Annotated in this window: 18 protein-coding genes; 12 read left to right on the top strand and 6 right to left on the bottom strand. The window is 59.0% G+C overall.

Features of this window, described 5'->3' with window-relative positions:
- Window positions 1–20: 20 nt before the first annotated feature.
- Window positions 21–1,271 carry an NADP-dependent isocitrate dehydrogenase gene (gene icd / locus GQR96_RS09435; RefSeq protein WP_004150800.1) on the bottom strand — a complete coding sequence of 417 codons (1,251 nt, stop codon included), beginning with the start codon at window positions 1,269–1,271 and terminating at the stop codon, window positions 21–23.
- Between the two features lie 240 nt (window positions 1,272–1,511).
- Between icd and rluE the strand changes: the two genes are divergently transcribed.
- Genes rluE through purB form a run of 5 tightly spaced genes read left to right on the top strand, consistent with a single transcriptional unit; the run spans window position 1,512 to window position 5,870 of the window.
- The gene (gene rluE / locus GQR96_RS09430; RefSeq protein ID WP_017898965.1) at window positions 1,512–2,162 is read left to right on the top strand and encodes a 23S rRNA pseudouridine(2457) synthase RluE; all 651 of its coding nucleotides are present in this window, start codon (window positions 1,512–1,514) and stop codon (window positions 2,160–2,162) included.
- A gap of 16 nt (window positions 2,163–2,178) precedes the next feature.
- Window positions 2,179–2,637: an NUDIX hydrolase gene (locus GQR96_RS09425; protein ID WP_004150802.1), complete on the top strand. Its 459-nt coding sequence runs from the start codon at window positions 2,179–2,181 to the stop codon at window positions 2,635–2,637.
- 56 nt (window positions 2,638–2,693) lie between these two features.
- A complete protein-coding gene (gene mnmA, locus GQR96_RS09420) occupies window positions 2,694–3,800 on the top strand; it encodes a tRNA 2-thiouridine(34) synthase MnmA (RefSeq protein ID WP_012542211.1) in 1,107 nt (368 codons plus the stop codon).
- 54 nt (window positions 3,801–3,854) lie between these two features.
- Window positions 3,855–4,496 (top strand): high frequency lysogenization protein HflD, encoded by a 642-nt coding sequence (gene hflD / locus GQR96_RS09415; protein ID WP_004140557.1) that lies wholly within the window; start codon window positions 3,855–3,857, stop codon window positions 4,494–4,496.
- A gap of 3 nt (window positions 4,497–4,499) precedes the next feature.
- Window positions 4,500–5,870 (top strand): adenylosuccinate lyase, encoded by a 1,371-nt coding sequence (gene purB, locus GQR96_RS09410; RefSeq protein ID WP_004150804.1) that lies wholly within the window; start codon window positions 4,500–4,502, stop codon window positions 5,868–5,870.
- Window positions 5,871–5,924: 54 nt separating this feature from the next.
- Here purB and GQR96_RS09405 read toward each other — a convergent pair whose 3' ends face one another.
- Together GQR96_RS09405 and GQR96_RS09400 are read right to left on the bottom strand one after the other, a co-directional pair.
- A complete protein-coding gene (locus GQR96_RS09405) occupies window positions 5,925–6,287 on the bottom strand; it encodes a cupin domain-containing protein (protein WP_004206638.1) in 363 nt (120 codons plus the stop codon).
- A gap of 83 nt (window positions 6,288–6,370) precedes the next feature.
- On the bottom strand, window positions 6,371–7,177 hold the full coding sequence (locus tag GQR96_RS09400; RefSeq protein WP_004206637.1) for an AraC family transcriptional regulator: 807 nt from the start codon (window positions 7,175–7,177) through the stop codon (window positions 6,371–6,373).
- Window positions 7,178–7,459: 282 nt separating this feature from the next.
- Between GQR96_RS09400 and phoP the strand changes: the two genes are divergently transcribed.
- From phoP to GQR96_RS09385, 3 genes are all read left to right on the top strand, one after another.
- A complete protein-coding gene (phoP, locus tag GQR96_RS09395) occupies window positions 7,460–8,131 on the top strand; it encodes a two-component system response regulator PhoP (protein ID WP_004206636.1) in 672 nt (223 codons plus the stop codon).
- Window positions 8,131–9,597, top strand: a complete 1,467-nt coding sequence (phoQ, locus tag GQR96_RS09390; RefSeq protein WP_004206635.1) for a two-component system sensor histidine kinase PhoQ — start codon at window positions 8,131–8,133, stop codon at window positions 9,595–9,597. Before phoP ends, phoQ begins: the two co-directional genes overlap by 1 nt.
- An 85-nt stretch (window positions 9,598–9,682) precedes the next feature.
- Window positions 9,683–10,804: a ribosomal protein uL16 3-hydroxylase gene (locus GQR96_RS09385; RefSeq protein WP_004206634.1), complete on the top strand. Its 1,122-nt coding sequence runs from the start codon at window positions 9,683–9,685 to the stop codon at window positions 10,802–10,804.
- A 139-nt stretch (window positions 10,805–10,943) separates the two neighbouring features.
- On the opposite strand, the gene pepT is transcribed toward GQR96_RS09385, so the two are convergent.
- Window positions 10,944–12,176 carry a peptidase T gene (pepT, locus tag GQR96_RS09380; protein WP_004206633.1) on the bottom strand — a complete coding sequence of 411 codons (1,233 nt, stop codon included), beginning with the start codon at window positions 12,174–12,176 and terminating at the stop codon, window positions 10,944–10,946.
- Between the two features lie 257 nt (window positions 12,177–12,433).
- Between pepT and potA the strand changes: the two genes are divergently transcribed.
- Genes potA through potD form a run of 4 tightly spaced genes read left to right on the top strand, consistent with a single transcriptional unit; the run spans window position 12,434 to window position 16,236 of the window.
- Entirely contained in the window at window positions 12,434–13,570 is a 1,137-nt protein-coding gene (gene potA / locus GQR96_RS09375) for a spermidine/putrescine ABC transporter ATP-binding protein PotA (protein WP_004150811.1), read from the top strand.
- Window positions 13,554–14,411 (top strand): spermidine/putrescine ABC transporter permease PotB, encoded by an 858-nt coding sequence (potB, locus tag GQR96_RS09370; RefSeq protein WP_004150812.1) that lies wholly within the window; start codon window positions 13,554–13,556, stop codon window positions 14,409–14,411. The genes potA and potB overlap by 17 nt, the downstream gene beginning before the upstream one ends.
- Window positions 14,408–15,193 (top strand): spermidine/putrescine ABC transporter permease PotC, encoded by a 786-nt coding sequence (potC, locus tag GQR96_RS09365; protein ID WP_004150813.1) that lies wholly within the window; start codon window positions 14,408–14,410, stop codon window positions 15,191–15,193. Before potB ends, potC begins: the two co-directional genes overlap by 4 nt.
- Window positions 15,190–16,236 carry a spermidine/putrescine ABC transporter substrate-binding protein PotD gene (potD, locus tag GQR96_RS09360; RefSeq protein ID WP_017898962.1) on the top strand — a complete coding sequence of 349 codons (1,047 nt, stop codon included), beginning with the start codon at window positions 15,190–15,192 and terminating at the stop codon, window positions 16,234–16,236. The genes potC and potD overlap by 4 nt, the downstream gene beginning before the upstream one ends.
- Before the next feature lie 44 nt (window positions 16,237–16,280).
- Here the strand turns inward: potD and GQR96_RS09355 are convergent, their stop codons facing one another.
- Together GQR96_RS09355 and GQR96_RS09350 are read right to left on the bottom strand one after the other, a co-directional pair.
- Window positions 16,281–18,005 carry an aldehyde dehydrogenase family protein gene (locus GQR96_RS09355; protein WP_065905403.1) on the bottom strand — a complete coding sequence of 575 codons (1,725 nt, stop codon included), beginning with the start codon at window positions 18,003–18,005 and terminating at the stop codon, window positions 16,281–16,283.
- Window positions 18,002–19,630 (bottom strand): long-chain fatty acid--CoA ligase, encoded by a 1,629-nt coding sequence (locus tag GQR96_RS09350; RefSeq protein WP_065905401.1) that lies wholly within the window; start codon window positions 19,628–19,630, stop codon window positions 18,002–18,004. Before GQR96_RS09350 ends, GQR96_RS09355 begins: the two co-directional genes overlap by 4 nt.
- Between the last annotated feature and the right edge of the window lie 124 nt (window positions 19,631–19,754).

Below are 19,754 nucleotides of genomic sequence, written 5' to 3'. Positions count from 1 at the left end.
AACTTAATCCACTAACGGGATTACATGTTCGCGATAATCGCGTCGCCAAACTCTGAACATTTCAGCAGTTTAGCGCCTTCCATCAGACGTTCGAAGTCATAGGTCACGGTCTTGGCGGCGATAGCGCCTTCCATGCCTTTGACGATCAGGTCTGCGGCTTCGAACCACTGCATGTGGCGCAGCATCATTTCTGCGGACAGGATGATGGAGCCCGGGTTCACTTTGTCCTGGCCAGCATACTTCGGCGCAGTACCGTGAGTCGCTTCGAACAGCGCGCACTCGTCGCCGATATTGGCGCCCGGGGCGATACCGATACCGCCAACCTGTGCCGCCAGCGCGTCAGAGATGTAGTCGCCGTTGAGGTTCATACAGGCGATAACGTCGTATTCCGCCGGACGCAGCAGGATCTGCTGCAGGAAGGCGTCGGCGATCACGTCTTTTACCACGATCTCTTTACCGGTGTTCGGGTTCTTGATTTTCACCCACGGGCCGCCGTCGATCAGCTCGCCGCCGAACTCTTCGCGAGCCAGCTGGTAGCCCCAGTCTTTGAACGCGCCTTCGGTGAACTTCATAATGTTGCCTTTGTGCACCAGAGTGACGGAATCACGATCGTTGGTGATCGCATACTCTATGGCTGCACGAACCAGACGTTTGGTGCCTTCTTCAGAGCACGGCTTGATGCCGATGCCGCAATGTTCCGGGAAGCGAATTTTCTTCACGCCCATCTCATCGCGCAGGAATTTGATCACTTTGTCTGCTTCAGCAGAGTCGGCTTTCCACTCGATGCCTGCATAGATATCTTCGGAGTTTTCACGGAAGATAACCATGTCGGTCAATTCCGGGTGCTTAACCGGGCTCGGGGTGCCCTGGTAGTAACGTACCGGACGCAGGCAGACGTAGAGATCCAGCTCCTGGCGCAGCGCCACGTTCAGGGAACGAATGCCGCCGCCGACTGGGGTAGTCAGAGGACCTTTGATAGCAACGCGGTAGTCACGAATCAGATCGAGGGTTTCAGCTGGCAGCCAGACATCCTGGCCATAGACGTGGGTCGATTTCTCACCGGTGTAAACTTCCATCCAGGAAATTTTACGCTCGCCCTTATAGGCTTTCTCAACGGCGGCATCAACCACTTTCAGCATCGCTGGGGTAACGTCAACGCCGATACCGTCACCTTCAATGAACGGGATAATCGGATTGTGAGGGACGTTCAGTTTGCCGTTTTGCAGGGTGATTTTTTGACCTTCCGCCGGAACTACTACTTTGCTTTCCATTAACCTCTCCTTCGAGCGCTTCTGGTTCTGCTCTTCCCTCTTCACGCGAGCCTGGTGTTGGCTGAGTCGGCCAGCTTCGGAGTACCGGGTCTTCCCGCTAACCGGAGCTATCGCGTCCGTGTCGCCTTCCTGCCTGTAGTGCGAATCGGTTTGAGCAATTTTTTGTTAATAATTTGTAATGAGCATGTCAATACTACCTGAATGTTTGCGTCCATGAAAGGCATTCGTAATTAGGCTATAATGCGGCAATTGATAGAGCCTGAAAATACCATGCAGAAAACTTCATTTAGAAAACATCGCGTTGAGCGATTCAGCACACAACAAGTCACCAGACAACGTAAAGAACGCCAGCCAAAAACTGTGATCTTGTTCAATAAACCCTATGATGTGTTGCCGCAATTTACCGACGAGGCCGGGCGCAGCACGCTGAAAGATTTTATTCCAGTGGCGGGCGTCTACGCCGCAGGTCGACTCGATCGCGACAGCGAAGGCCTGCTGGTGCTGACCAACGACGGCGCGCTGCAGGCGAAGCTGACCCAGCCGGGTAAGCGCACCGGCAAGATCTACTATGTTCAGGTGGAAGGCGAACCCACGCCCGAGGCGCTGACCGCCCTGCGCGACGGCGTCACCCTCAACGACGGCCCCACCCTGCCTGCCGGCGTAGAACTTGTGGAGGAACCCGTCTGGCTGTGGCCGCGCAACCCGCCGATTCGTGAGCGCAAATCGATTCCCACCCGCTGGCTGAAAATTACGCTCTACGAGGGACGCAACCGCCAGGTGCGCCGGATGACCGCCCACGTCGGCTTCCCCACCCTGCGTCTGATCCGCTACGCCATGGGCGGCTATACGCTCGACGGACTGGCCAACGGCGACTGGCGCAAAGCCGAATAACTGAAAAGGAAAAGCGATGTTTAAACCTCATGTCACCGTTGCCTGCGTGGTTCACGCCCAGGATAAATTTCTCATCGTCGAAGAGACCATTAACGGCAAAGCGCTGTGGAACCAGCCGGCGGGCCATCTCGAGGCCAATGAAACGCTGCTGCAGGCCGCCGAACGTGAACTGTGGGAGGAGACCGGCATTCGCGCCACGCCGCAGCACTTCATCCGCATGCATCAGTGGCTGGCTCCCGATAACACCCCGTTTCTGCGCTTCCTGTTCGCTATCGAACTTAGCGATCTGTGCGCCACTGAACCGCACGACAGCGATATCGATCGCTGCCTGTGGCTCAGTGCTGAGGAAATTCTTAACGCGCCAAACCTGCGCTCGCCGCTGGTTGCCGAAAGCATTCGCTGCTACCTGCAGGACCCGCGGCAGCCGCTGTCGCTGATTGGCGCCTTTAACTGGCCGTTCACAGGGGGTGAATGAACGGTGAGCGCGTGCTAGAATACGCCGCCTCGAAGTTCAATGTAGCGAGTATTTCCATGTCAGAAAGCCAGAAAAAAGTGATCGTCGGCATGTCCGGCGGCGTCGACTCCTCGGTCTCCGCGTACCTGTTGCTGCAGCAAGGGTATAAGGTGGAAGGCCTGTTCATGAAGAACTGGGAGGAAGACGACGGCGAGGAATACTGCACCGCCGCCGCCGACCTTGCCGATGCGCAAGCGGTCTGCGATAAGCTGGGCATTGAACTGCACACCGTTAACTTTGCCGCCGAATATTGGGATAACGTCTTTGAGCTCTTCCTGGAAGAGTACAAAGCCGGCCGCACGCCGAACCCGGATATTCTGTGCAATAAAGAGATCAAATTTAAAGCCTTTCTCGAGTTTGCTGCCGAAGACCTCGGCGCCGACTACATCGCCACCGGGCACTATGTGCGCCGCGCCGATGTCGACGGTAAAAGCCAGCTGCTGCGCGGACTCGACGGCAATAAAGATCAGAGCTACTTCCTTTATACCCTCAGCCACGAGCAGATTGCCCAGAGCCTGTTCCCGGTGGGTGAACTGGAAAAACCGCAGGTGCGTAAGATCGCCGAAGAGCTGGATCTGATCACCGCGAAGAAAAAAGATTCCACCGGCATCTGCTTTATCGGCGAGCGTAAATTCCGCGATTTCCTTGGCCGTTACCTGCCGGCGCAGCCGGGCAAAATCCTCACCGTCGACGGCGAGGAGATCGGTACCCATCAGGGGTTGATGTACCACACCCTGGGCCAGCGTAAAGGGCTGGGTATCGGCGGCACCAAAGAGGGTAGTGAAGATCCATGGTACGTGGTCGATAAAGACGTTGAGAATAATATTCTTATCGTCGCCCAGGGCCATGACCACCCGCGCCTGATGTCCGTCGGTCTGATTGCCCAACAGCTGCACTGGGTTGACCGTGAACCGCTGCAGGGCACCCTGCGCTGCACGGTGAAAACCCGCTATCGCCAGACCGATATCCCCTGCACCGTTACCGCGCTGGATGAAGACCGTATCGAAGTCCGCTTCGATGAGCCGGTCGCGGCAGTGACACCGGGCCAGTCCGCGGTATTCTATTTGGGTGAAGTGTGTCTCGGCGGCGGAATTATTGAACAACGACTGCCTCTGCAGTCCTGAACGCGCGTTATTTCCGCCGGGACGAACCGCCCCGGCGGCTGACAAGGAGTATGTGTGGCGAAGAATTACTATGACATCACCCTGGCGCTGGCTGGCGTTTGCCAGGCGGCGCGACTGGTTCAGCAACTGGCGCATCAGGGACATTGCGACAGCGATGCCCTGCATGTGTCGCTGAACAGCATCATCGACCTCGATCCCGAGTCGACGCTGGCGGTGTTCGGTGGCAGTGAAGCCAATCTTCGCCTCGGCCTTGAAACGCTGCTCGGGGTGCTCAATACCAGCAGTCGCCAGGGCCTCAATGCGGAACTCACCCGCTATACCCTGAGCCTGATGGTGCTGGAGCGCAAGCTCGCCGCCAGTAAAGGGGCGATGGACACGCTCGGCAACCGCATCGCCGGCCTGCACCGTCAGCTGGAGCACTTTGACCTGCAGTCCGAAACGCTGCTCAGCGCCATGGCGGGCATCTATGTCGACGTGATAAGCCCGCTGGGCCCGCGTATTCAGGTGACCGGCTCCCCTGCCGTGCTGCAAAGCCCGCAGGTGCAGGCGAAAGTTCGCTCAGCGCTGCTGGCGGGTATTCGCGCCGCGGTGCTCTGGCATCAGGTGGGCGGCGGACGTCTCCAGCTTATGTTTTCCCGTAATCGTCTGGTTAACCAGGCAAAGCAAATTCTTGCTCATTTAACCCCGGAGTTGTGATCTATGGAATTATCCTCACTGACCGCCGTTTCCCCTGTAGACGGCCGCTACGGCGATAAAGTCAGCGCGCTGCGCGGTATCTTCAGCGAATTCGGTTTGCTGAAATTCCGCGTTCAGGTGGAAGTACGTTGGCTGCAAAAACTGGCCGCCCACGCAGCGATCAAGGAAGTTCCTGCTTTTGCTGCCGACGCAAACGGTTTCCTTGACAAAATCGTTGCCGATTTCAGCGTCGAAGACGCCGAGCGCATCAAAACCATCGAGCGCACCACTAACCACGACGTGAAAGCGGTAGAGTACTTTCTGAAAGAGAAAGTCGCTGACATCGCCGAACTGCACGCCGTGTCGGAGTTTATTCACTTCGCCTGTACGTCCGAAGACATCAATAACCTCTCCCACGCGCTGATGCTGAAAACCGCCCGCGACGAAGTGGTTCTGCCTTACTGGCGCAAACTGATTGACGCGGTAAAAGATCTGGCGACCCAGTACCGCGATGTGCCGCTGCTCTCCCGCACCCACGGCCAGCCGGCGACGCCGTCCACCATGGGTAAAGAGATGGCGAACGTCGCCTACCGTATGGAGCGCCAGTACCGTCAGCTGAACCAGGTGGAAATCCTTGGTAAAATCAACGGCGCGGTGGGTAACTACAACGCCCACATCGCCGCTTACCCGGAAGTCGACTGGCATCAGTTCAGCGAAGAGTTTGTTACTTCGCTGGGCATTCAGTGGAACCCGTACACCACGCAGATCGAGCCGCATGACTATATCGCTGAGCTGTTTGACTGCATCGCGCGCTTTAACACCATTCTGATCGACTTCGATCGCGACGTGTGGGGCTACATCGCGCTCAACCACTTCAAACAGAAGACCATCGCCGGGGAAATCGGCTCCTCCACCATGCCGCACAAGGTGAACCCGATTGACTTCGAAAACTCCGAAGGCAACCTCGGCCTGGCCAATGCGGTCATGCAGCACCTGGCCAGCAAACTGCCGGTTTCCCGCTGGCAGCGCGACCTGACCGACTCCACCGTCCTGCGTAACCTCGGCGTGGGCATCGGCTATGCGCTGATCGCCTATCAGTCCACCCTCAAAGGGATCAGCAAGCTGGAGCTGAACCAGGATCGCCTGCTGGACGAACTGGATCACAACTGGGAAGTACTGGCTGAGCCGATCCAGACCGTGATGCGTCGTTACGGTATCGAAAAACCGTACGAGAAGCTGAAAGAGCTGACCCGCGGCAAACGCGTGGACGCGGAAGGGATGAAGCAGTTTATTGACAGCCTCGCCCTGCCGGAAGAGGAAAAAGTGCGTCTCAAAGCGATGACCCCGGCCAACTATATCGGTCGGGCAACCACCATGGTTGACGAGCTGAAGTAATCGCCCTGCCCCTCTTTCCGCCGGAAAGAGGGGCGTTTTATCGCCGGAAAGCGATCAGATCCAAACGTCGTTCACCGCCGTCCGCTCGCCGCCCTCGTGGCCGGTATTTAACACCCCGCGCGGTTCAATCAGCATCAGCTTCGCTTCCGTCTCCGTCGAGGTCTTATGTTCCACCCCGCGCGGCACGACGATCATCTCCCCGGCCTTCACCAGCACATGTCCGTCGCGAAAGTCCACGCGCAATACCCCCTCCACCACCATCAGCGTCTCATCGGTTTCCGGGTGGCTGTGCCAGATAAAGTCGCCGGCGATGCGCACGATCTTGAACTGATAGTCATTCATTTCGGCCACCACTTTGGGCTGCCATTGTTCGCTGAACAGGGAAAATTTCTGAGCAAGATTAACGAGTTGATACATAGGCTGTCTCCTTGTGATAAAGGCAGTCAGCATAGTTCGCCTCGCCGCGTTGACGCTTGAACGATTGTGCAACCTGCGCCGCCTTAGCCGCGGATCGCCCGCAGCCAGCGCCCCGGAGAGAGGCCAAAGCGGCTGATAAACTGGCGCGTCATGTGGCTCTGGTCGGCAAAGCCCGCGTCAGCGGCAATATCCACCAGACGCTCCCCGGCGCGCATCCGCTGGCGACAAAAATCGAGCCGGCGCATCATGACGTAGCGCCACGGGCTGGTGCCGTACAGCGTTCTGAAATCACGGCTCAGGCTCCAGCGGTCCCGGCCGCTGACCTGCGACAAGGTGTCGAGGGTCATATCCTGCATAAAACAGGCATGGATATACTCCCGAGCCCTCTCCGCCGCCTGATAATCAAACGCCTGGCGACGGGAACGCTGCCCGCCGACCACGGCCAGGGTCTGCGCCAGGTCGTACAGGGCGTCTTCTTCCTCCAGCGGCTCGAAGGTATCCGTAACCGCTTTCAACAGCGGCTGCACGGCGCGACCTAGCCGTGGATCCGCCGACAGGCCGCCGGGGATAAACGGCAATGGCCTGCCGCCGAGTATCTTCTGGATCAGCGCTGGCTCAATGTAGACCATGCGGTAGTGAAACCCCGCCTCGGTGCCCGCCTCGCCATCGTGTATTTCGTCCGGGTGAAGGACCATCGTCCCGCCGGGCAGACTGTGCTGTAGCCCGCCGCGATAGTGAAAGCTCTGCACGCCGGCGATCGTCTGGCCGATGGCGTAGGTATCATGCCGGTGCGGCTCGTAGCCGTGGCCGCCGAAGAAGGCTTCGATGCGCTCCGTGCGGCTGGGCGATTGCGCCAGCCTGACCCAATCCGCGCTCTGCTGCTGAGACATAATGAATAACCTGCGGCGTTCTTGAGGGAGGATTCGAGCACTATTACACAAAAAATTAACATCACCAACCCGCTCACTGCCGCGCCCAGCCGCTGGGCGTTTGCTGAAATTACGCATAGAATGAAGGAGTTCCATACCCGCTGCGCAAAAGGCGCCGCTCAACGCCGGCCTGCCCGGCGATGCTCCACGCCGTTTGTATAAAAAGCTTTATTTAACAGCTGTTTATATTTTGCGTATATAATAAACGTCAGACTACTTTCGAAATTGCAAGGGAGAACAGCCATGCGCGTACTCGTGGTTGAGGATAATGCCCTGCTGCGTCACCACCTCAAAGTTCAGCTCCAGGAGCTGGGCCATCAGGTCGATGCCGCAGAGGATGCCAAGGAAGCGGATTACTATCTGGGCGAACATCTCCCGGATATCGCCATCGTCGATCTCGGCCTGCCGGACGAAGATGGATTATCGTTGATCCGTCGCTGGCGCAGCCATGACGTGTCGCTGCCGGTGCTGGTGCTGACCGCCCGCGAAGGATGGCAGGATAAAGTCGAAGTGCTCAGCGCCGGGGCGGATGATTACGTCACCAAGCCTTTCCATATTGAAGAGGTTGCCGCCCGCATGCAGGCGCTGCTGCGCCGCAACAGCGGCCTGGCCTCGCAGGTGATCTCTCTGCCGCCGTTTCAGGTCGACCTCTCCCGCCGCGAGCTGTCGGTGAACGATCAGCCGATCAAGCTGACGGCCTTTGAGTACACGATTATGGAAACCCTGATCCGCAACCGCGGCAAAGTGGTCAGTAAAGATTCCCTGATGCTCCAGCTTTACCCGGATGCCGAACTGCGTGAAAGCCATACCATCGACGTGCTGATGGGCCGGCTGCGTAAGAAAATTCAGGCTGAATACCCGCAGGACGTCATCACCACGGTGCGCGGCCAGGGCTATCTGTTCGAACTGCGCTGATGAAGGGACTGTTGCGGCATATTTTCCCGCTGTCATTACGGGTTCGCTTCCTGCTGGCGACCGCCGGGGTGGTGCTGGTGCTCTCCCTGGCCTATGGCATGGTGGCGCTGGTGGGCTACAGCGTCAGCTTCGATAAAACCACCTTCCGTCTGCTACGCGGCGAGAGCAATCTCTTTTATATGCTGGCCAAATGGGAGAACGGCGCCATTGATGTCGATATCCCGGAAAATCTGAATATGGAAAGCCCGACGGTGACCCTTATTTACGATGAGAAGGGCAAACTACTGTGGGCGCAGCGCGATGTCCCCTGGCTGACGAAGCGCATTCAACCGGATTGGTTGAAACGCAATGGCTTCCATGAAATTGAAGCCGATGTCGACAGCAGCAGTATGCTGTTGCGCAATAACCATGAGGTTCAGGAACAGCTGGACGCCATCCGCGAACAGGGCGACGATTCGGAGATGACCCACTCGGTGGCGATCAACTTCTACCCAGCCACCAGCAAAATGCCCCAGCTCAGTATCGTGGTGGTCGACACCATCCCGGTGGAGCTCAAGCGCAGCTATATGGTGTGGAGCTGGTTTATCTACGTGCTGGCCGCCAACCTGTTGCTGGTGATCCCCCTGCTGTGGGTCGCCGCCTGGTGGAGCCTGCGCCCCATCGAGTCGCTGGCCAAAGAGGTGCGCGAGCTGGAGGAACATCACCGCGAGAAGCTCAATCCCAACACCACCCGCGAGCTGACCCGACTGGTGAGCAACCTTAACCGGCTGGTTCGCAGCGAGCGTGAACGCTATGACAAATACCGCACCACCCTCACCGATCTCACCCACAGCCTGAAAACGCCGCTGGCGGTGATGCAGAGCACGTTGCGCTCGCTGCGCGGCGAGAAGATCAGCGTCGACGAGGCGGAGCCGGTGATGCTGGAGCAGATAAGCCGCATTTCGCAGCAGATTGGTTACTATTTGCATCGCGCCAGCATGCGCAGCGGCGGTACCCTGCTGAGCCGGGAACTACACCCGATCGCCCCGCTGCTCGACAGCCTGACCTCCGCCCTCAATAAGGTCTATCAGCGCAAGGGGGTCAATATCTCGCTCGACATCTCGCCGGAGATCAGTTTTGTCGGCGAGCAGAACGATTTTATGGAAGTGATGGGCAACGTTCTCGATAACGCCTGTAAGTACTGTCTGGAGTTCGTGGAGGTTTCCGTGCGCCAGACCACCGACAGTCATCTGCACATCCTGGTGGAAGACGATGGGCCGGGGATCCCACCGAGCCAGCGCCGCGCCGTCTTCGACCGCGGCCAGCGGGCGGATACTCTGCGTCCCGGCCAGGGGGTGGGGCTCTCCGTCGCCCGGGAAATCGTCGAACAATATGACGGGGAGATCATCGCCGGCGAGAGCCTGCTCGGCGGCGCCTGCATGGAGGTGGTGTTTGGCCGCCAGCTGATGGAAGATAAAGAGAGTTAATCGTTGAGTTTTTTCACGGCGCCTGCATCGCCGGGGCGCCGCATCCGTTATAATCCCTGTCAGACACCTGCAGTGGAATATCAATATGGATTATCAATTAACGCTTAACTGGCCCGACTTTATCGAACGCTACTGGCAAAAACGGCCGGTGGTATTGAAGCGCGGCTTCGCCAATTTTATCGACCCGCTGAGCCCGGACGAACTGGCTGGACTGGCCATGGAGAGCGAGGTCGATAGCCGCCTTGTCAGCCATCAGGATGGAAAATGGCAGGTCAGTCACGGTCCCTTCGAAAGCTACGATCACCTGAGCGAAAACAACTGGTCCCTGCTGGTGCAGGCGGTTAACCACTGGCATGAGCCGTCTGCGGCGCTGATGCATCCGTTCCGCGCCCTGCCGGACTGGCGTATCGACGACCTGATGATCTCCTTCTCAGTACCGGGCGGCGGCGTCGGCCCGCATCTGGATCAGTATGATGTGTTTATCATTCAGGGCACCGGCCGTCGACGCTGGCGCGTCGGGGAAAAAGTGCCGATGAAACAGCACTGCCCGCATCCGGACCTGCTGCAGGTTGACCCCTTCGAGGCGATTATCGATGAAGAGATGGAGCCGGGGGATATTCTCTATATTCCGCCAGGATTCCCGCATGAGGGGTATTCGCTGGAAAACTCGCTCAACTATTCGGTCGGCTATCGCGCGCCGAATGCCCGCGAGTTGTTCAGCGGATTTGCCGACTACGTTCTCCAGCGCGAACTGGGCAGCCAGCGCTACGCCGATCCGGACGTGCCGTCGCGCGACCATCCGGCGGATATTTTACCGGCCGAACTCGACCGCCTGCGCGAGATGATGCTGGGGCTGATTAACCAACCGGAGCACTTTAAGCAGTGGTTCGGCGAGTTTATCACCCAGTCGCGTCATGAACTTGACGTCGCGCCGCCGGAGCCGCCGTATCAGCCTGACGAGATTTATGATGCCCTGCAGCAGGGCGATACCCTGGAACGCCTGGGCGGCCTGCGGGTGCTGCGCATTGACGGCGAGGTGTTCGTCAATGGGGAGAAGATCAACTCCCCGCACCGTCCGGCGCTGGACGCCTTAGCTACCCACCTGACGCTGCGCGCCGACCATTTTGGCGATGCGCTGGAAGATCCTTCCTTCCTCGCCATGCTGGCGGCGCTGGTCAACAGCGGCTACTGGTTCTTTGGCGACTGAGTCTCCATCCTGCCCGGCGGCGCTGCGCTTGCCGGGCCTACGGGTTCTGCGGTCACCGGCTGGACCGTAGGCCGGATAAGGCGAAGCCGCCATCCGGCATCTTATGCGACAAGCAGAATGACCGGTCTGGTTGCGAAGGTTATTTCCCTGTTCGTGCCGCCGTCAGCTCGGCGATACGCACGATCACCTGCACCGCTTTCTCCATCCCTTCCAGGGTGACAAACTCATGTTTGCCGTGATAGTTGTAGCCGCCGGTAAACAGGTTCGGGCACGGCAGTCCCATAAACGAGAGCTGCGCGCCGTCGGTACCGCCGCGGATCGGTTTCATCTGCGGTTCGATATCGCAGTCCACCATCGCCTGGCGGGCAATATCGACCACGTGCGGGTGGGCAATCACCTGCTCATGCATGTTGTAATAACTGTCCTCGATCACCAGCTCGATATAGCAGTCCGGGTGCAGCCCCTTGCCCACCTTTTTGGCGATCTCCATCATCTTGCGCTTGCGCGCCTCAAAGTGCTTGCGGTCAAAATCGCGGATGATGTAGTGCATCTCGGCCCGATCGACGCTGCCTTTGATGCTGGTGAGGTGATAAAAGCCTTCATAGCCTTCTGTGGTCTCCGGCGCCTCGTCGGCCGGCACTTCGGCATGAATGCGCGCGGCCAGCGACAGCGCGTTGACCATCACCCCTTTCGCGGTGCCGGGGTGCACGTTGTTGCCGACGATCTTAATGGTCACCGAGGCGGCATTGAAATTTTCAAACTCCAGTTCGCCGACCCCGCCGCCATCTACGGTGTAGGCCCAGCGGGCGTCAAAGGCCTCGACGTCGAAATGCTTCGCCCCTTTTCCCACCTCTTCATCGGGGGTGAAGGCCACGCGGATATCGCCGTGGGGGATGTTTTTCGCCTGCAGGGTCGCCAGCGCGGTCATGATTTCGGCGATGCCGGCCTTGTCGTCCGCCCCCAGCAGCGTCTTCCCGTCGGTGGTGATCAGCGTCTGCCCCAAAAGCTGATGCAAAACCGGGAACATCACCGGAGAGAGCACCTCATCGCCAATGCCGAGCGCGATATCGCCGCCGCGATAGTTTTCGACAATCTGCGGGTTAACGTTTTTGCCGCTGAAATCCGGGGAGGTGTCGACGTGAGAGATAAAGCCGATGGCCGGGATATCGCCCTCAACGTTGGCGGGCAGGGTTCCCATTACCGTCCCTTTTTCACTCAGCGTTACCTTGACCAGTCCCATTTCTTCCAGCTGCGCCTGCAACAGGCGTAACAGCTTCCACTGCCCTTCCGTGCTGGGGACCTGACGAACGCCAGGCTTCGACTGCGTGTCCAAAGAAACGTACTGCAAAAAACGCTCAAGCAATTTATCCATGTAGCCACCCTCTTCTTTTGTGACAACATTATTGATAAGCCAGAAAAGACAAATATTGCGTCAGGTCATTTTTAGCCCGTAAAGCGAAATTTAATAACGGAACCGACGTTATGGTGTAAAGGTAGACTATGCGGGCGTATCAAGGATTGGCGATTACCCTCGTTTGCCGTAGAATGCTGGCCCTTATTAAAAACGTGCAACCCCAAAGGTGGTTAATCACAAACCCCGCAGCGGCCGGAAATTTCCGTTGCGTCTACATGGGACAGAGTCAAAAATTGAATATACAACCGCGTTCGCGTTCGCCGCTGGTGCATCTGGCGGGAATTCGCAAGAGCTTTGATGGTAAAACGGTCATCGATAACCTTAACCTGACCATCAACAATGGTGAGTTTCTCACCCTGCTTGGCCCCTCTGGCTGCGGTAAAACCACCGTTCTGCGCCTTATTGCCGGCCTGGAAAACGTCGACAGCGGACGGATCCATCTCGAAGATCACGATATCACTCATGTTCCGGCGGAAAACCGCCACGTTAATACCGTATTCCAAAGCTACGCCCTGTTTCCGCATATGACGGTGTTCGAGAACGTCGCCTTTGGCCTGCGGATGCAGAAAACCCCGGCGGCGGAAATCACACCGCGGGTGATGGATGCCTTAAAGATGGTGCAGCTGGAGGCCTTTGCCCAGCGCAAACCGCACCAGCTCTCCGGCGGCCAGCAGCAGCGCGTGGCCATCGCCCGCGCGGTGGTCAACAAACCGCGCCTGCTGCTACTCGATGAGTCCCTTTCGGCGCTGGATTACAAGCTGCGCAAGCAGATGCAGAACGAACTGAAAGCGCTGCAGCGTAAGCTCGGCATCACCTTCGTCTTCGTCACTCACGACCAGGAAGAGGCCCTGACCATGTCCGATCGCATCGTGGTGATGCGTGATGGCAAAATTGAGCAGGACGGCACCCCGCGCGAGATCTACGAAGAGCCAAAAAACCTGTTCGTCGCCAGCTTTATCGGCGAGATCAATATCTTCGACGCCACGGTCATTGAACGCCTCGACGAACAGCGCGTGCGGGCCAGCGTGGAAGGGCGTGAATGCAACATCACCGTCAATTTTGCGGTGGAGGCCGGCCAGCGCCTGCATGTCCTGCTGCGCCCGGAAGATCTGCGCGTCGATGAGATCCACCACAACAGCGACGCCGACGGCCTGATAGGCTATGTCCGCGAGCGCAACTATAAGGGCATGACCCTCGAGTCGGTGGTGGAGCTGGAAAACGGCAAAATGGTGATGGTCAGCGAATTCTTTAACGAAGACGACCCGGATTTCGACCACTCTCTTGATCAGAAAATGTCTATCAATTGGGTAGAGAGCTGGGAGGTGGTGCTGGCCGATGAAGAACACCAGTAAATTCCAGAATGTGGTGATCGCCACCATCGTTGGTTGGCTGGTGCTGTTTGTCTTTCTGCCCAACCTGATGATCATCGCCACCAGCTTCCTGACCCGCGACGACGCTAACTTCGTCAAGCTGGTCTTCACGCTGGACAACTACTCGCGGCTGCTGGATCCGCTCTATTACGACGTGCTGCTGCATTCGCTGAACATGGCGCTGCTGGCGACCCTCGCCTGCCTGGCGCTGGGCTACCCGTTTGCGTGGTTCCTTGCCCGGCTGCCGCAGAAGGTGCGCCCCCTGCTGCTGTTCCTGCTGATCGTTCCCTTCTGGACCAACTCGTTGATCCGCATCTACGGGCTGAAGATTTTCCTCAGCACCAAAGGCTACCTTAACGAGTTTCTCCTGTGGCTGGGAGTGATCGACACGCCGATACGCATTATGTTCACCCCGTCGGCGGTGATTATCGGCCTGGTATACATCCTGCTGCCGTTTATGGTGATGCCGCTCTACTCCAGCATTGAGAAACTGGACCGTCCGCTGCTGGAAGCGGCGAAAGATCTCGGCGCCAGCAAGCTGCAGACGTTTATCCGCATCATCATTCCGCTAACCATGCCGGGGATCATCGCCGGCTGCCTGCTGGTGATGTTGCCGGCGATGGGGCTATTCTACGTTTCCGACCTGATGGGCGGCGCCAAGAACCTGCTGATCGGCAACGTGATCAAGAGCCAGTTCCTCAATATTCGCGACTGGCCGTTCGGCGCGGCAACCAGCATTACCTTAACCCTGGTGATGGGCCTGATGCTGTTGATTTACTGGCGCGCGGCGCGCCTGCTGAATAAAAAGGTGGAGCTGGAATGATCGGTCGACTGCTGCGCGGCGGCTTTATGACCGCCATCTACGCGTATCTCTACATCCCTATTATTATCCTGATCGTTAACTCATTTAACCGGTCGCGCTTCGGCATCAACTGGCAGGGGTTCACCACCGACTGGTATAGCCTGCTGATGAACAACGATAGCCTGCTGCAGGCCGCCCAGCACTCGCTGACCATGGCGGTGCTTTCGGCGACCTTCGCCACCCTTATCGGCTCGCTGACCGCCGTGGCGCTGTATCGCTATCGCTTTCGCGGCAAACCGTTCGTTAGCGGTATGCTGTTTGTAGTGATGATGTCGCCAGATATTGTCATGGCTATCTCCCTGCTGGTGCTGTTTATGCTGATTGGCGTCCAGCTTGGCTTCTGGTCGCTGCTGTTTTCGCATATCACCTTTTGCCTGCCGTTTGTGGTGGTCACCGTATACTCCCGGCTGAAAGGCTTTGACGTGCGGATGCTGGAGGCGGCGAAAGATCTGGGCGCCAGCGAGATGACCATCCTGCGTAAAATCATCCTGCCGCTGGCCCTGCCGGCGGTGGCCGCCGGGTGGCTGCTGAGCTTCACGCTGTCGATGGATGACGTGGTGGTCTCCTCGTTCGTCACCGGTCCGGGGTATGAAATCCTGCCGCTGAAGATCTATTCGATGGTGAAGGTCGGCGTTTCGCCAGAGGTGAACGCCCTGGCAACGATACTGTTGGTTCTGTCGCTGGTGATGGTTATCGCCAGTCAGTTAATTGCACGTGATAAAACTCAGGGGACGTTAAAATGAAAAAATGGTCACGCCACCTGCTCGCGGCGGGCGCTCTGGCAATCGGCATGAGCGCTGCCCACGCGGACGACAGCAAAACGCTCTACTTCTACAACTGGACCGAATATGTGCCGCCGGGCCTGCTGGAGCAGTTCACCAAAGAGACCGGCATCAAGGTTATTTACTCGACCTACGAGTCGAACGAAACCATGTACGCCAAACTCAAGACCTATAAAGACGGAGCGTACGATCTGGTCGTCCCGTCGACCTACTTCGTCGACAAGATGCGCAAAGAAGGTATGCTGCAGAAGATCGATAAGAGCAAGCTGACTAACTTCAGCAACCTCGATCCGCAGATGCTGAACAAACCGTTCGACCCGAATAACGACTACTCCATCCCCTACATCTGGGGGGCGACGGCTATCGGCGTCAACAGCGACGCTATCGATCCGAAAACCGTCACCAGCTGGGCCGACCTGTGGAAACCGGAATACAAAAGTAGCCTGCTGCTAACCGACGACGCACGTGAAGTGTTCCAGATGGCGCTGCGTAAGCTGGGTTATTCCGGCAACACGACCGACCCGAAAGAGATTGAAGCCGCCTATAACGAGCTGAAAAAACTGATGCCCAACGTCGCGGCGTTTAATTCCGATAACCCGGCGAACCCGTATATGGAAGGCGAAGTGAACCTCGGGATGGTATGGAACGGCTCGGCTTATGTCGCACGCCAGGCCGGTACCCCGCTGGAAGTGATCTGGCCGAAAGAAGGCGGCATCTTCTGGATGGACAGCCTGTCGATTCCGGCAAATGCTAAGAACGTCGACGGCGCGCTGAAGCTGATTAACTTCCTGCTGCGCCCGGATGTCGCCAAACAGGTCGCGGAAACCATCGGCTATCCCACGCCAAACCTGGCGGCGCGCAAAATGCTCAGCCCGGCAGTGGCCAACGATAAATCGCTCTATCCGGACGCCGCCACCATCGAAAAAGGCGAATGGCAGAATGACGTCGGCAGCGCCAGCGCCCTTTATGAAGAGTATTACCAGAAGCTGAAAGCGGGCCGCTAATCCCGCAGGGCGGAACCGCGGTTCCGCCCTTTTTTCCCCTCAGTTTAGCCTCTCAGCGCGCGCCAGAGGATCGCCGGCAGCTTGCGCCAGCGCGGCCGATGGTAAAAATCCACCAGCCGTTTCGCCACCGCTTCCTGCCCCCGGTGGGTAATAAACCAGGGCGGCAAAGGCATCAGCGTCAGTTCGCCATGCCACAGACTGCGCGGAAACGGCCGAAACGGCGCCTCAATCACCGTGCGCTCGGTTTTCTCCAGCATAAAGCTGTTATGCACCTTGCCCCGCCCGCTCTGAATATCGTCGAGCGTATGGCCAGGGAACGCCCCCCACGGGCAAGGGGCTAACAGGAAGGCCACCCCGCTCCAACAGTTGATCGCCACCGTGCCGTAGCGCAGCTCGGCGATCAGCGCGTTAAAACGCTTACGCCCTATCGCTTTACGGGTGCGCGGGTGGATCACAATATTGGCTCCCAGCGTGCCCTGCAGCCGCTGATTGGCATAGCCGATCGCCTGACGCAGAAAGCTTTCCGCGCTGTCGGCCTCAAGGCGGGTGATCGACAGCCCCGGACCAAAGACCTCCTGCTGGCAGAAGTCGGGGTCATCCTCGGTGTTAGCCACAATCAACGGCAGCGCGTCGCCGCGCGCTATCTCCAGCGGCTGGCGGGCGCGCAGGCGAAAGTTAGTCAGCCGGTTTTCCGCACCGGGGTAATAGTCCGGGCGGGTATTGGCGGCGATCAGCCGGTACAGCTGATTAAGCAGGGCCGACGCCGGCTCCCAGCCCTGCTGCAGGATCAGCACCTGGCTGGCCACGCAGTTAAACCCGCCGTTGTTCATTTTCTGCGTCGCCAGCTGCTGCGCCTGAAAAGCGATATCCGCCTCGCTCCATGGCCCGGGGACGATAATGGTGGGACTAACGCCGCCCAGCTCTGAGGTCACCCGGCGCGGGTTCAGCGGCGTCCCGGCGGCCCGACGCTGGCGAGCGGCCTCCCCATCGCCCCAGACGATGGCGTCATGGCTCTCCCGCGATCCGGTGATATGGATCTCATCGACAGCGGGATGGGTGGTCAGCCACGCCCCCGCCCGGGCGTCGCCGGTGACGATGCGGAGCGCATCCATGGCGATCAGCGGCGCCAGAGCCTGAGCCAGCAGATCGTGCAGATAATCATTCACCGGGTTGAGCTTCAGCAGGCAGACCTGATTTTCAATAAACAGCTTGTGTAACACGTCCAGCGGCGCGATAGAGGCCACATTTCCGGCGCCGAGCACCAGCGCCAGCTTGCCCTGCCGCGCGGCCGGCGGGATGTCGTATGCGGCTGCCGCGCAGCGATCGAGATTGCCCCGGGTGACTCCCGGCTGCATCCAAATTTCAGCGCGAATACCGGAGAGCAGCAGCCGATCCCAGAGCGTGCCGGGCACCACCCGCAGCGCCAGCCGGCCGTCCGCCAGCGTCCTCAGCGGGATCCGCCGCAGAAAGGTTTTCTCCTCCAGTTGCTCCAGGGTGGCGATAAGCCCGTTGCAGCCGACCATTAGCGCGCAGGGGCCCGCCAGCCATTCTTCGCCCGTCAGCGGATCCCCCGCCGGCAGCCCTTTAGCCCTCGCCGCCGCCTCCACCCACGCCGGCGCTATGCTGGCCAGGGCATCCTTGATCTGGCGCAGGAGCGCCAGACGACGGTTCACTGAGGTTTCCGCCCAGCGCTGGCGCGCCGCCGACAAGGCGTGCAGCGCTGCGTCATACTGAGAGCAGGTCGTCAGACCGGGTCGCGCGTGGCTCATTGTCCCTCACTCATTAAAATTTCCCCGTAGGCCTGGCGCAGCTGGTTTTTAAGCACCTTGCCCGTGGCGCTGACCGGCAGCGCATCGACAAATATCACCCGGTCCGGGATCTGCCACTTGGGCACCCGTTTCTCAAACCAGGCCAGCAGATCGCTCTCCTCCACTTCCTCCCCTTCCGCGCGGACGCACAGCAGCACCGGCCGTTCGTCCCAGCGCGGGTGGCGGGCGGCGATGGCCGCCGCGCTGCGTACCGCCGGATGCGCGATGGCAATATTCTCCAGCTCAACGGTGGAGATCCACTCGCCACCGGACTTGATAATATCCTTTGCCCGATCGCTGATCACCAGATAACCATTGGCGTCGAGCGTACCAATATCGCCGGTATCAAACCAGCCTGCCGCGGTCAGGGCGCTTTCGTCCTGACCATAGTATTGCTCTACCACCCAGTGCCCCCTCACCTGCAGATACCCCTGACTTTGACCATCCCGGGGCAACGGTTCGCCATCCACGTCGACCACCTGCAGCTCGATGCCAAAAATAGGCCGCCCCTGACCGGTACGCTGCTTTTGCTGCTCCTGTGCCGGGAGGGCATCATGTTTGCTCAACAGCGTGTTGATGGTGCCGATAGGCGATGTTTCGGTCATTCCCCAGGCGTGGGTCAGCGCAATGCCGTAATCGCGCTGAAAGGCCTCGGCCATCGACGGCGGCAGCGCGGAACCACCAACCAGCGCACGTTTGAATTCAGGCATTCTCACGTCTGTCCGACGCATCGCCGCCAGCAAGCCGGCCCAGATCACCGGTACGCCAAACCCCACGGTTACTTTCTCGGCAGCCAGCAGCTGCAGCAGGCTGTCGCCATCGAGGTGCGGCCCCGGCAGCACCAGCCGCGCCCCGACCATGGCGGCGATAAACGGCGTCCCCCACGCGTTGACATGGAACATCGGCACCACCGGCAACAGACTGTCCCTGGCCGATATCCCGGCGGCGTCCGGCTGATTGCCGCTCAAAGCGTGCAGGACCAGCGAACGATGGGTATTCAACACCCCTTTCGGCCGGCCAGTGGTTCCCGAGGTATAGCAGAGCGAGGCCGGCGTCAGTTCATTCAACTGCGGCCAGCGATAGTTTGCCATTCCCTGCTGCAACAGATCGTCATAAAACAGCAATGAGGGCAGCTGGCTGAGCGCCGCTTCGCTGCGCGGCTCCATCAGCACGAGGTGTTTCACCGTCGGCAGCTGCGCCTGCAGCTGCGCTACCAGCGGCAAAAAGGTCTGATCAAAGAACAGCACTTCGTCGGCAGCGTCGTTGAGGATATACAGTAGATGGTCAACCGACAGCCGCGGATTGACGGTATGCGTTACCCAGCCGCCGGAGGCGACGGCAAAATAGATCTCCAGGTGGCGACGGTTGTTCCATGCGAGGGTGGCGCAGCGGGCGCCCGGTGGCAGCCCCAATGATGCCAGCGCCGACGCCAGCCGCTGAGCGCGGCTGGCCACCTCCCCCCAGCTGCTGCGCTCCTTCTCACCGCCAGCGCTCACCGAGACGATCTCGGTCTCGCTGTGGTATTGCGCCGCATGGCTGAGCAGCGCGGTGGTGGTGAGATCCTGATAAATCATCGGTGACGGCATGGCGGGGTCTCCTTTGCAGACTTCCGGCGGAATTGAGGGGTGCGGCGCGATCGCGCGGGCGCCTATTGAATCTGGTCTACATTTGCCGGTCTGCACAAAAAAACGTACAGAAATCAGCGGTCAC

Origin of the sequence: Klebsiella sp. PCX, from assembly GCF_021869705.1 — a bacterium.
Taxonomy (GTDB): Bacteria; Pseudomonadota; Gammaproteobacteria; order Enterobacterales; family Enterobacteriaceae; genus Klebsiella; species Klebsiella quasipneumoniae.
The sequence above is the reverse complement of the archived record's forward strand: the minus strand, read 5'-3'. Positions and strand labels throughout refer to the sequence as shown.

Excerpts from the sequence above, each read along its gene's own strand:
- mnmA (WP_012542211.1), top strand. The coding sequence starts at position 2,694 with ATGTCAGAAAGCCAGAAAAAAGTGATCGTCGGCATGTCCGGCGGCGTC.
- GQR96_RS09385 (WP_004206634.1), top strand. The coding sequence starts at position 9,683 with ATGGATTATCAATTAACGCTTAACTGGCCCGACTTTATCGAACGCTAC.
- GQR96_RS09355 (WP_065905403.1), bottom strand. The coding sequence starts at position 18,005 with ATGAGCCACGCGCGACCCGGTCTGACGACCTGCTCTCAGTATGACGCA.
- GQR96_RS09405 (WP_004206638.1), bottom strand. The coding sequence starts at position 6,287 with ATGTATCAACTCGTTAATCTTGCTCAGAAATTTTCCCTGTTCAGCGAA.
- GQR96_RS09425 (WP_004150802.1), top strand. The coding sequence starts at position 2,179 with ATGTTTAAACCTCATGTCACCGTTGCCTGCGTGGTTCACGCCCAGGAT.
- pepT (WP_004206633.1), bottom strand. The coding sequence starts at position 12,176 with ATGGATAAATTGCTTGAGCGTTTTTTGCAGTACGTTTCTTTGGACACG.
- phoQ (WP_004206635.1), top strand. The coding sequence starts at position 8,131 with ATGAAGGGACTGTTGCGGCATATTTTCCCGCTGTCATTACGGGTTCGC.
- purB (WP_004150804.1), top strand. The coding sequence starts at position 4,500 with ATGGAATTATCCTCACTGACCGCCGTTTCCCCTGTAGACGGCCGCTAC.
- potC (WP_004150813.1), top strand. The coding sequence starts at position 14,408 with ATGATCGGTCGACTGCTGCGCGGCGGCTTTATGACCGCCATCTACGCG.
- potA (WP_004150811.1), top strand. The coding sequence starts at position 12,434 with ATGGGACAGAGTCAAAAATTGAATATACAACCGCGTTCGCGTTCGCCG.
- potD (WP_017898962.1), top strand. The coding sequence starts at position 15,190 with ATGAAAAAATGGTCACGCCACCTGCTCGCGGCGGGCGCTCTGGCAATC.
- rluE (WP_017898965.1), top strand. The coding sequence starts at position 1,512 with ATGCGGCAATTGATAGAGCCTGAAAATACCATGCAGAAAACTTCATTT.
- phoP (WP_004206636.1), top strand. The coding sequence starts at position 7,460 with ATGCGCGTACTCGTGGTTGAGGATAATGCCCTGCTGCGTCACCACCTC.
- GQR96_RS09400 (WP_004206637.1), bottom strand. The coding sequence starts at position 7,177 with ATGTCTCAGCAGCAGAGCGCGGATTGGGTCAGGCTGGCGCAATCGCCC.
- potB (WP_004150812.1), top strand. The coding sequence starts at position 13,554 with ATGAAGAACACCAGTAAATTCCAGAATGTGGTGATCGCCACCATCGTT.
- GQR96_RS09350 (WP_065905401.1), bottom strand. The coding sequence starts at position 19,630 with ATGCCGTCACCGATGATTTATCAGGATCTCACCACCACCGCGCTGCTC.
- icd (WP_004150800.1), bottom strand. The coding sequence starts at position 1,271 with ATGGAAAGCAAAGTAGTAGTTCCGGCGGAAGGTCAAAAAATCACCCTG.